We start from the raw sequence: 8757 nt of genomic DNA on the forward strand, positions 1-8757 counted from the left end.
TCGGCAGCGGCTACAGGGGCAGTCTTGGTTGCGGGTTTTGCGTAGCCAGCGCCTGTGAGCGCAGCCTTCGGCAGTGGTCACCGGCGCTGGGCAAAATGCTCAGCAAATACAGCAAAACGGCATATTTCACTGCCCGGTCCCGACCCCTAACCTTGTGTCCATCAGCTTATCAACCCGGATGGAACACAACAAAAATGACTGAATACAACATCGCCCTGGTGGGCTTCGGCGGGGTCAACCGGGCCCTGGCGCAACTGATTGCCGAGCGCAATCAGGCGTGGAAAAAACAACTGGGTTTCAGCTTGAAGATCGTTGGCATCAGCGATCTGTTCCTGGGCTCCATCGTCGCTCCCCAGGGGTTGGATGCCGGTCTGCTGAGCAAGCTGCCGGCAACCAAGGGCGCCTTGGCGCAACTGCCGGGCGGCCAGGTGGAGGCGCTCACCGAAGAGGTGATCAAGGACTCCGGCGCCGACATCATTGCCGAGGCCACTTTCACCAACCCGGTGGACGGCGAGCCGGCCAGTACCTTCTGCCGTTGGGCCCTGGAGCAGGGCAAGCACGTGGTGACCACCAACAAGGGCCCCGTTGCCCTGCACAGCGCCGAGCTCAAGGCCCTGGCCCAGCGCAATCTGGCGGCCTTCGAATACGAAGGCGCGGTGATGAGCGGCACCCCGGTGATCCGCATGGCCAAGCAGTCCCTGGCGGGCAGCGAGCTGCTGGGTTTCGAGGGCATTCTCAATGGCACCTCCAACTTTGTGCTGACCCGCATGGAGGCCGGCCTGGGCTTTGCCGAAGCGGTGGCCGAGGCCCAGGCCCTGGGGTATGCCGAGGCCGATCCGAGCGCGGATGTCGAAGGCTTTGACGTGCGCTTGAAGGTGGTGATCCTGGCCAACGAATTGCTCGACGCGCAGTTGACCGTCAGTGATGTCAGTTGCCGGGGTATCTCCGGCCTGACGGCCAAGGACCTGGAGCAGGCCCGTGCCGAGGGCGCGCGCTGGAAGCTGATCGGTTCGGCCCAACGCCTGGCCGATGGCTCGCTGCAAGCCAGTGTCGAGCCGCGCCTGTTGCCCCTGGCCCATCCGCTGGCGGGCATTGGCGGGGCGATCAACGCGGTGTCGTTCAACACCGAACTGCTGGGCGCGGTGACGGTGTCCGGGCCGGGCGCTGGGCGCATCGAGACCGCCTTTGCCTTGCTCTCGGACATCATTCACATCCACCAGTCGCGCTTGGCCCGCTAGGAGCATGCCCATGAACCTGTCACGTCTGGCGCTGGCCGCCGATTCGATTGATGTCTGCAGCCCCTTCGATGGTCGGCTGATCGGGACAGTGCCACGCCTTGAGGCCTGTGCCGTGCCCTACCTGTTGCAGCAAGCCCGCCAGGGTGTCAGCGACTGCGCGGCGCTGCCGCGCTATCAGCGGGCACGGATTCTGGAGCGGGCGGCCCTGAACATCGAGCGCGACGCCGAACATTTCGCCCGGTTGATCGTCGATGAAGCGGGCAAGACCCTGAAACAGGCGCAGAAAGAGGTCAAGCGCTGCATCAACACCCTCAAGCTGTCGGCCGAAGAGGCCAAGCGCAATGCCGGCGAGGTGCTGCCGTTTGATGCCTATGAAGGTTCGGAAAACCGCCAGGGCTGGTTTTCGCGCGAGCCCTTGGGGCTGATCCTGGCGATCACGCCTTACAACGATCCGTTGAACCTGGTGGCGCACAAACTGGGCCCGGCCATCGCCGGGGGCAACGGGGTGATTCTCAAGCCCTCGGAGCTGGCGCCGCTGTCGGCGATCAAGCTGGTGGACTACTTGCGCGATGCCGGCCTGCCGACCTCGGTGGTGACCCTGGCCACCGGTGGTGCGGACCTGGGCAAGGCCCTGGTGGAAGCCCGTGAGGTGCGCATGGTGTCGTTCACCGGCGGCTTTGTCACCGGGGAGCAGATCGCCCGCAGCGCCGGGTTGAAAAAGCTGGCCATGGACCTGGGAGGCAATGCGCCGGTGATCGTGATGGCCGACTGTGACCTGGCGGCGACGGTGGATAGCTGCGTGTCCGGAGCCTTCTGGGCGGCGGGGCAGAACTGCATCGGCACCCAGCGCCTGCTGGTCCAGGCCTCGATCTATGAGGCGTTTCGAGAGGCTTTTGTGCGCCTGGCTCGGGAGCAGGTCAGTGGCGACCCGCTGGCCAGCAGCACGGACATCGGGCCGATGATCAGCCTGCAGGCGGCGCAGAACGCGCAGAAGGTCGTGGATGAAGCGCTGCAACAGGGCGCGCGTTTGCTCTGTGGGCATCAGCGCCGGGGTTCCTGTTACGCCGCCACGGTGCTGGAGAATGTCGACCACGGCAGTCGCCTGTGGCAGGACGAGGTCTTTGCGCCAGTGGTGGTCTTGCAACCGTTCGACGATCTGGATCAGGCCATCGCTTTGGCCAATCAGCCCGAATACAGCCTGCATGCAGGGATCTTCACCAATGACCTGCGTATCGCTATGGACGCTGCGCGGCGGATCGAGGCGGGTGGGGTGATGATCAACGACTCTTCCGATTACCGTTTCGATGCCATGCCCTTTGGCGGCTTCAAGTACGGCAGCCTGGGCCGCGAAGGGGTGCGTTTCGCCTATGAGGAAATGACCCAGCCCAAGGTGGTGTGCCTCAACCGCCTGGGCTGAGGCTGATTGCAGCAACACGACAGGTCGCCGGGCACCGGGCAGGTTTGGTCACCTGCCCGGTGTTTTTTTGCTGGCGGTGAGGTGCGGTGAATCGGTCGCGGTACGGGCAGTGGTAAAGTTCGCCGCTTCAGGATGAACGATGCGGGAAGCGGGCCGATGATCAAGGTGTGGTTGCAACAAGGGCGTGGCCTGTGGCTGGCGCTGTTTCTCGGGCTGCTGTCGCCGGCCCTGGTGCACGCCGAGGAGGCGCCGCCGGGGCTGGTGAAGGTGCCCCTGGACCGGCGGCTGATCGACCTGACCGCGACCTTGGATAGCGCCACCCAGGAGCGGATGGTGCACAAGCTGGAGGCGCTGGAGCAGCGCCGCGGCGCGCAGATCGCGGTGATGCTGCTGCCCAACCTGGGCCAGCAGAGCATCGAGGCCCTGAGCAACCAGTTGTTTCGCGCCTGGAAGCTGGGGCGCAAGGGGGTAGACGACGGCATCCTGCTGCTGGTGGCGAAGAACGACCACAAGGTGCGGATCGAGGTCGGTTATGGCCTGGAACCGGTGGTCACCGACCTGCTGGCCGGGCAGATCATCGCCCAGGACCTGACCCCGGCCTTTCGTCAGGGCGACTTTGCCGGCGGTATCGACCGTGCCCTGGATGACTTGATCCTGCTGGTGGACGGGGGCTCGTTGCCCGAGCCTGCGGGGCAGGCGGTGCCGCTCGAAGCCTATGCCTTGCTGCTGGCGTTCGTTTTCGGCTCGGTGGCGGGGGTGATGCTGGCCGCCGGCTGGAACTGGCGCCGGGTGCTGGGGGGCGCAGTGGTGCTGATGGCGGTGCTGGTGGGAGCCGTGGGCGGCCATGAGTGGCTGGCGCAGTTGTTCCTGGTGCCGCTGTGCATGTTGATCGGCGGTGCGACCTTCGCCGGGCTGTGGCAGGCGCGGCGGGTGTTCTACGGGGTGCTGGGGCTGCTGCTGTACATCGGCCTGCTGACCCTGGTCAGCCAGTATCTGGGCCGTTTGACTTTCCTCTACGGCCTGGCCTGGCCGGCGGGGGTGCTGCTGGTGCTGGGCGGCCATTGGCTGCTGTACTGGATGATGCGCAACAGCTGGCGCAAGAGCCCCCGGGGCTTTTTGTGGCGCTTTGCCGTGTTGCTGACGCTGGTTCTGCTGATGGGCCTGGGTGTGGATGCCTGGCAGGCGGCGCAGCGTTGGCTGAGGGTCGTGCCGTTCGCCTATTTCCTGAGTTTCATACTGTTTGCCGGCGGCAGTGGCTTTCGCTGGAGCAGTGGCGGTGGCAGCAGCAGTGGCGGCCGCTCAAGCTCGGGTGGCGGTTTCTCCGGGGGCGGCGGTTCCAGTGGCGGCGGCGGGGCGTCAGGCAGTTGGTGAGGCTGGGCGCGGTAATGATCACGCAGCCGTCCTGCTCTCCCAAGCCTGCGGGGCCGGGCAACGGGCCGATGGCGGCGCGGAGAATCGTTGAGCGGTCAGGTTGGCGGAAATTGATGGTTGATAATAATTCTCATTGGTGAATATGATATGTTATTACATTAATTTCAGTCCCAAGGAAGCGTTGCCATGAAAGTCCTGTCGTCCCTCAAAGAAGCCAAGAATCGTCACCGCGACTGCCAGATCGTCAAGCGTCGCGGTCGCATCTATGTGATCTGCAAATCCAATCCGCGCTTCAAGGCTCGCCAGGGCGGGGCGAAGAACCGGAACAAGGGGTGAGTGCGGGGGCGGTCGGGAGTGACAAGGCGCTGCTGGAGCGAGCCACTCTCGACAGCACCCAGGCATGGGGGGCAGGTTTTTCAGTCGTGCAGCAGGGTCGAGCCGTACTCGTTGAAGCTGTTGCCCAATGCGCGGTTGCCGTTGAGATTCAGATTGCTCACGCCACCGCCAAGCCGGCACTTGTCCGAATAGCAGGGGTGGGTGGTCGCGCTGGAGCAGGCGCCCAGTAGAAGGGTGGCGCCGATCAGCAATACCTTGAGGCAGTTCAACTTCATTTTCAGCATCTCCAGAGCAGGGTCAGGGATAGAGCGAACCGGAGCCTCATCCTACGCTGTTACATGTTGATACACATTGCCAATCAGGCGGGCCCGGAAAAAATATCTGCCGTGCTTGCAGGATGCCGCCTTGGCACGGGGCTGCTCAGCGCCGCGGGGGCAATTGTGTCCTCGGGCCAGACCCGGTAGAAAGGCGCAACGCATTCAGAAAACAGATACCAGCATGAGCGACATTGAGAAACCCAATAGCCGCCTGTTCGACCTCGACTTGCTGCGGGCCATTGTCACGGTGGCCGACTGCGGCAGTTTCACCACGGCCGCCACCCGCCTGCATTCCACCCAATCCACCATCAGCCAGAAGATTCGCCGCCTGGAGGAGATGGTCGGGCAGCGCCTGCTTGAGCGCGGCAATCGCGATGTGTTGCCCACCGATGCCGGCGAGACCCTGCTGGGATATGCCCGGCGCCTGCTGGCACTGAACGATGAAATGTTCGAGGCGCTGTCCGGGGCCACGGTGGTGCTGACGGTGCGTATCGGCGTGCCGGACGACTTCGCTGCCGGCCGCACCACCGAGCAACTGGCTGCGTTCAACCGGCGCTATCCCCAGGTCAAGCTGGAGGTCACCAGCGGCATGAGTCGCGACCTCAACGCCAGTTATGACCGTGGCGAACTGGACCTGGTGGTGCTCAAGCAACTGCGCAACAGCCGCGAGGCACTGGCCTGCTGGCCGGAGAAGACCCGATGGGTGGATAGCGCGAAAAACCCCTGCATCGATCTCGACCCGCTGCCTATCGTTACCTTCCCGCCGCGCGGGGTGTACCGCGATGCCATGATCAATGCCCTGGAGGCGGTGGGCCGGCGCTGGCATATCAGCTTCACCAGCTCCAGCCTCAGCGGCCTGCAGTCGGCCATTGCCGATGGCATGGGCATAGGCCTGCTGCCATTGCGTGCGGTCACGGCTGGCCACCAGGTCCTGTCCAAAAGCACCGGGCTACCCTCGGTGGACGTGTTCGAGGTGGCGTTGCTGCACCGCCCGGCGGCAGATCCCATGGTCAAGGAACTGGCGCGAGTCTTGTCGCGGGTGCTGGCCCAGGACACTCAGGGCTGAAGTTGCGCGGCATTCGATAAATGAATATGGCGGATTCCAGTATTTAATTTGTGCATGTGCGTAACGCTGGATATCGTGGTGGCCAGCAGCGGTCCGCGCCGCTTCCCTGGCGCGTCGACCCGCAGGTTTGTTCACCCTGGCGGCGTTGCCGCGCGGGGCAGCAAAACAACAATGAGGAGAGTCTCCATGTCCAAAACCACCTATTACGCGCCTCACGGCGGGCACCCGGCACAGACCGAACTGCTCACCGACCGCGCAATGTTCACCGAAGCCTACGCCGTGATCCCCAAGGGCGTGATGCGCGACATCGTCACCAGCCACCTGCCGCACTGGGACAACATGCGCATGTGGGTCATCGCTCGTCCGCTGTCGGGTTTCGCTGAAACCTTTTCCCAGTACATCGTTGAAGTCGGCGCCAATGGCGGTAGCGACAAGCCCGAGCAGGACCCCAACGCCGAAGCGGTACTGTTCGTCGTCGAAGGCGAGGTCAACCTGACCCTGCAAGGCCAGGTGCACGTCCTCAAGCCCGGCGGCTATGCCTTTATCCCACCGGCTGCCGACTGGAAGCTGCGCAACACCAGCGGCACCGAGGCGCGTTTCCACTGGATCCGCAAGCACTACCAGAAAGTCGATGGCGTGCCATACCCGGACGCTTTCGTCACCAACGAGCAGGACATCGAGCCGCGGGTCATGCCCGATACCGAAGGTCGCTGGAGCACCACGCGTTTTGTCGACATGAGCGACATGCGCCATGACATGCACGTCAACATCGTCAACTTCGAGCCGGGCGGCGTGATTCCGTTCGCCGAGACCCACGTCATGGAGCACGGCCTGTACGTCCTGGAAGGCAAGGCGGTGTATCGCCTGAACCAGGATTGGGTCGAGGTCGAGGCCGGTGACTTCATGTGGCTGCGCGCCTTCTGCCCACAGGCCTGCTACTCCGGCGGCCCGGGTCGTTTCCGCTACCTGCTGTACAAGGATGTGAACCGCCAGATGCGCCTGACCCTCAACGCAGCGCATTGATCCGACGGCAGTGCAGGGGCCGTTCTGGCCTCCGCACTGCTGAACGGCGAGTGACAGGAACCGGCGATCATTCGCCGGTTTTCTTTTGTCTGAGGGGTAGAGCCTGGAGTGCAGTACAGAATGGGCGCAGGCAATCGCCCCTGGCAATGTCTTGCTCTTTTGCGCGGTGCCCAGGTCCAAGGTCGTTGAGGGCCTGCTGGAATCTGCTGCGAGGGAGGAGGGCGCGCAGGTGCGCCGGCATCACATCTCGATGGTTGGAATGGTGGTCTTGCCGCAGCTTATAAGTTGCCCTGCGGTTACCTGGAGCCCGTTGCTGGGCTTGATGCTGTAGCCGATAAGGACGCCTGCCATTACCAAGGCCATGTATAGAGCCGTTTTTCTCAAGATCATGTCGGTGCCCACTGAATGATTGATCGGAAAGCGTGCAGCACTGATTGCCATTCCGGAAAAAGGTTCCTGCTACAGGTGAGTAACGGATACAGCGTGTGGCATTGGCCAGGGTTGTCGATTGGCTCGCCTTATCGGTAAAGTCCCAGCGCGTCGTCAGCGTGCTTGTCAGTCGTCCTAATCCACCTGCGGACACAGTCCATGGTTCATTCAGACCACCTTGCCAGCTACGTCAGTGCGAGCCTGGGAGTTGCATCGCCTCGCACCGCGCTACTTGACAACGCGAGTCAGGAAAGCCGGCTCGATCAGGGGGACACCGTCACCGCCGACGATGACAGGGCACTCATCAAGCGGCTAGCAGAGCAGGGCGGTTTCCCAGCGATGCAGCCTGCGTCGAAGGCTGGATCTGCCATGAGGGGGTTCGCCAACCTCTCGACAAAATCATCCGCCCTGCTCACATCAGCTTCACCAATGAATGCCGGGATGCTTATTGGCTCAAGTACTTCTCTGCTTAGCCGCCGATTCTCTATAGCGCCGAGATATCTGCTCGAGTCGTTTCGCCGACGCTGCAGGATCAGTACTTCCATGGAGCCACGAAATGCTTGAAGAGCCGTTTTTTCCTTACCAGAGCCTGGCGTCCGACTTGCTCGCTTTCCTGCCTGAGGACAGCATGGACGGCTCTCACGATCTTTCTCATATTCATCGGGTCTGGATGAATGTTCGGCGCCTGCAGGACAAGGAAGGTGGGGACCTGGAGGCGTTGCTTGCCGCAACCCTCTTGCACGATTGCGTGGCCGTCGAGAAAAACTCGCCATTGCGGTCGCAGGCATCCACTCTTTCGGCCAATAAAGCAGCGTCTATTCTGCAGCGCATGGGCTGGCCTGCCCCGCGTATTGAGCTTGTTGCCCACGCGGTCCAGGCTCATAGCTTCTCCGCGGGCGTCGAACCCCTCACCCTGGAAGCCAGGATCCTTCAGGACAGCGACCGCCTGGACGCCATCGGCATGATCGGAGTCGCCCGTTGTTTCTACATCGCTGGGCGAATGGGCTCTGCGCTGTACGACATCACAAACCCCACCGCCATCGGCAGGCCCTATCAAGACAAGCGTTTTACCATTGAGCACTTCCACACCAAGCTACTCTCCCTTGCCTCGGGATTTCAGACGGTCGAAGGGGCGCGGTTGGCGGCAGTCAGGCATGCGCGCCTGAAGGATTTCCTGGACGGATTCATGGAGGAGATCGGAGCTCCCGATTAATCGTCAGACCGTAGGCCTGACGCGGAAGGCCAGGAACACCGGGCCGAATGGGAAAGTACTGACTTCCAGCTCATCCAGGGGATTGAGCGTGCGCGTGCGGCCCCCTGCGTTGCTGTAGATCATGTGGCTGCTCGATACCGCGATGTTGATCTTGCCTGCCGCAGCCTGGATCAGAGTGGCCTTGAACCCTTCAGTCACATCGTCACCTATCGTGAGCGTGACGTCGGTGTCGCTAATGACCAGGATCGACTTACCTGAATCCGCCATGGTCAGGGGCCTGCTGCCGGTGATCGAGACATTGGGGTGCACATGGCCCCCAGCGTGGTAGCTGACCATCCTGGGGTCGG

At 62.8% G+C, this 8757-nt stretch carries 9 protein-coding genes and 1 pseudogene; 7 read left to right on the top strand and 3 right to left on the bottom strand.

Going from position 1 to position 8757, the window contains the following annotated elements; translation table 11 throughout:
- The first annotated feature begins 194 nt into the window (after positions 1-194).
- From F6S12_RS27875 to ykgO, 4 genes are all read left to right on the top strand, one after another.
- The gene (locus F6S12_RS27875) at positions 195-1238 is read left to right on the top strand and encodes a homoserine dehydrogenase (protein WP_315869556.1); all 1044 of its coding nucleotides are present in this window, start codon (positions 195-197) and stop codon (positions 1236-1238) included.
- Between the two features lie 10 nt (positions 1239-1248).
- On the top strand, positions 1249-2655 hold the full coding sequence (locus F6S12_RS27880; protein ID WP_053159370.1) for an aldehyde dehydrogenase family protein: 1407 nt from the start codon (positions 1249-1251) through the stop codon (positions 2653-2655).
- A gap of 156 nt (positions 2656-2811) precedes the next feature.
- Positions 2812-4026: a TPM domain-containing protein gene (locus F6S12_RS27885; RefSeq protein WP_315869557.1), complete on the top strand. Its 1215-nt coding sequence runs from the start codon at positions 2812-2814 to the stop codon at positions 4024-4026.
- Between the two features lie 186 nt (positions 4027-4212).
- Complete coding sequence (gene ykgO, locus F6S12_RS27890) at positions 4213-4362, top strand: type B 50S ribosomal protein L36 (RefSeq protein ID WP_011062095.1); 150 nt, start codon at positions 4213-4215, stop codon at positions 4360-4362.
- A gap of 80 nt (positions 4363-4442) precedes the next feature.
- On the opposite strand, the gene F6S12_RS27895 is transcribed toward ykgO, so the two are convergent.
- The gene (locus F6S12_RS27895; protein WP_015636219.1) at positions 4443-4637 is read right to left on the bottom strand and encodes a hypothetical protein; all 195 of its coding nucleotides are present in this window, start codon (positions 4635-4637) and stop codon (positions 4443-4445) included.
- 223 nt (positions 4638-4860) lie between these two features.
- Between F6S12_RS27895 and F6S12_RS27900 the strand changes: the two genes are divergently transcribed.
- Both F6S12_RS27900 and F6S12_RS27905 read left to right on the top strand, forming a co-directional pair.
- On the top strand, positions 4861-5745 hold the full coding sequence (locus F6S12_RS27900; RefSeq protein WP_011062093.1) for a LysR substrate-binding domain-containing protein: 885 nt from the start codon (positions 4861-4863) through the stop codon (positions 5743-5745).
- 186 nt (positions 5746-5931) lie between these two features.
- A complete protein-coding gene (locus F6S12_RS27905; RefSeq protein WP_011062092.1) occupies positions 5932-6768 on the top strand; it encodes a bifunctional allantoicase/(S)-ureidoglycine aminohydrolase in 837 nt (278 codons plus the stop codon).
- 240 nt (positions 6769-7008) lie between these two features.
- On the opposite strand, the gene F6S12_RS27910 is transcribed toward F6S12_RS27905, so the two are convergent.
- Positions 7009-7209 carry a hypothetical protein gene (locus tag F6S12_RS27910; protein WP_152686298.1) on the bottom strand — a complete coding sequence of 67 codons (201 nt, stop codon included), beginning with the start codon at positions 7207-7209 and terminating at the stop codon, positions 7009-7011.
- 544 nt (positions 7210-7753) lie between these two features.
- Here F6S12_RS27910 and F6S12_RS27915 point away from each other — a divergent pair.
- Positions 7754-8410, top strand: a complete 657-nt coding sequence (locus F6S12_RS27915) for an HD domain-containing protein (protein WP_315869558.1) — start codon at positions 7754-7756, stop codon at positions 8408-8410.
- A 3-nt stretch (positions 8411-8413) separates the two neighbouring features.
- On the opposite strand, the pseudogene F6S12_RS27920 reads toward F6S12_RS27915, so the two are convergent.
- Positions 8414-8757: pseudogene (locus F6S12_RS27920) on the bottom strand (hypothetical protein); the annotation flags it as partial.

The organism is Pseudomonas sp. JV245A, assembly GCF_032424515.1.
GTDB classification, from domain to species: Bacteria; Pseudomonadota; Gammaproteobacteria; order Pseudomonadales; family Pseudomonadaceae; genus Aquipseudomonas; species Aquipseudomonas protegens.